This is a genomic window from Curtobacterium pusillum (assembly GCF_013359865.1).
Lineage (GTDB): Bacteria > Actinomycetota > Actinomycetes > Actinomycetales > Microbacteriaceae > Curtobacterium > Curtobacterium pusillum.
On sequence record NZ_JABMCE010000017.1, the window covers coordinates 1 to 1737 of the forward strand.

Below are 1737 nucleotides of genomic sequence, written 5' to 3' on the forward strand. Positions count from 1 at the left end.
GGCACATTCCACCCGCTCGGCGCCGGGGACGGGGACGAGCTGCTCGCGGCGCGCGGCCTCGGGACCGCCCGGGGGAAGCGGCAGCGGGTCGGGAGCGGGATCGACCTCGACGTCCGGACCGGCCGGGTGCTCGCCGTCACGGGGCCGAACGGTGTCGGCAAGTCGACGCTCGGCCTCACGCTGGCCGGGCTCCTCCGCCCCGTCGAGGGCACGCTCCGGGCCACCCCCGCGCTGTCGGGAGGTATCGGAGACGCCCCCGCCGCGTGGACGAGCCGACAGCTGGCCACGCGCATCGGCACCGTGTTCCAGGACCCCGAGCACCAGTTCGTCGCCCGCACCGTCCGCGAGGAACTCGCCGCCGGTCCCCGCGCCCTCGACCTGCCCGACGTCGACGCCCGAGTGGAGGAGCTGCTCGACGCGTTCGGTCTCGCCCACCTCGCGGACGCGAACCCGTTCACGCTGTCCGGCGGGGAGCAGCGTCGTCTCGCGATCGGGACCGTCATCGCCTCCCGCCCGCCCGTCGTCGTCCTCGACGAGCCGACCTCCGGGCAGGACCGAGCCACCTGGCAGGCCGTCGTCGAGCGGCTCGGAGCGCTGGCCGACGCCGGGACAGCGATCGTCGCCGTGACGCACGACCGCGACCTCGTGCGCGCGCTCGACGCGGACGAGGTGGTGCTCAGCGCCGCGGGAGCGACACCCGCACCCGCACCGGCACCCGCACCGGCACCGGCACGGGCACCCGCCCTCACGCCCGCACCCGCACTCGCCGGATCGGACCCCGTCCGGACCGGCCCGGCCACGGGGGTGCAGCGGTGACCGCGCCGGGGACCGAGGCGCGACTGCCCGGACGAGCCGCGCCTCCAGGCCGTCCCCACGGACCCACCCGCGCACAGGGCATCCGCGGCGTGCAGCCGGTGGCATCGCTGCTGGGCGTCCTCGCGCTCGGCGTGTGCCTCGTCCTGAGTCTCGACGTGGTCTCCGCGGCGGTCGCCCTCGGGCTCGAGGTCCTGCTCCTCCCGCTCCTGCGGATCCCGCCGCGCACCCTGCTGCTGCGGACGTCGCCCGTCCTCGTCGCCGTGCCGCTCACCGCGCTGAGCATCGCGCTGTACGGACGACCCTCCGGACGGGAGTGGTTCGACCTCGGCTTCGCCCACGTCACCGACGGGTCGCTCACCCTCGCGCTCGCCACGGCGATGCGCGTGCTCGCGGTCGGACTGCCCGCGGTCGTGCTGTTCATCCGGGTCGACCCGACGGACCTCGCGGACGGGCTGGCGCAGCTGCTGCGGCTCCCGGCCCGGTTCGTGCTCGGGGCGCTCGCGGCGATCCGGATGATGACCCTGCTCGGCGACGACTGGCGGCAGCTCGGGATGGCGCGGCGGGCCCGGGGACTCGCCGACACCGGCCGACTACGACGGGGCGCCTCGATGGCGTTCGCGCTGCTCGTGCTCGCGCTCCGTCGGGCCACCACGCTCGCGGTGGCGATGGAGTCGCGGGGGTTCGGGGCTCCCGGCCGTCGGACGTGGGCGCGGGCCGCTCGGTTCGCGGGGCCGGAGTGGGCGATGGTCGCGGTGCTCGTCGGGATCGGGATCGTGTCGATCGCGGTCGCGGTGGGTGCGGGGACGTGGCGTGCCTGAGGCCGCCACCGAGGACGAGGCCCTCGTCGACGACCTCGCGGCGCGAGCTGCGGCTGCGACGCGAGCTGCCGCCGCGGCACCGGCTGCGGCTGCGGCGCGGGCC

General features: G+C 76.7%; 2 protein-coding genes. Both read left to right on the forward strand.

Annotated elements, in window-relative coordinates:
* The coding region (locus HP507_RS00110) for an ABC transporter ATP-binding protein (protein WP_175349874.1) at positions 1-816 on the forward strand (816 nt) is incomplete at its 5' end.
* Positions 813-1634 carry an energy-coupling factor transporter transmembrane component T family protein gene (locus HP507_RS00115; RefSeq protein WP_420890006.1) on the forward strand — a complete coding sequence of 274 codons (822 nt, stop codon included), beginning with the start codon at positions 813-815 and terminating at the stop codon, positions 1632-1634. The genes HP507_RS00110 and HP507_RS00115, both read left to right, overlap by 4 nt.
* Positions 1635-1737: the final 103 nt, after the last annotated feature.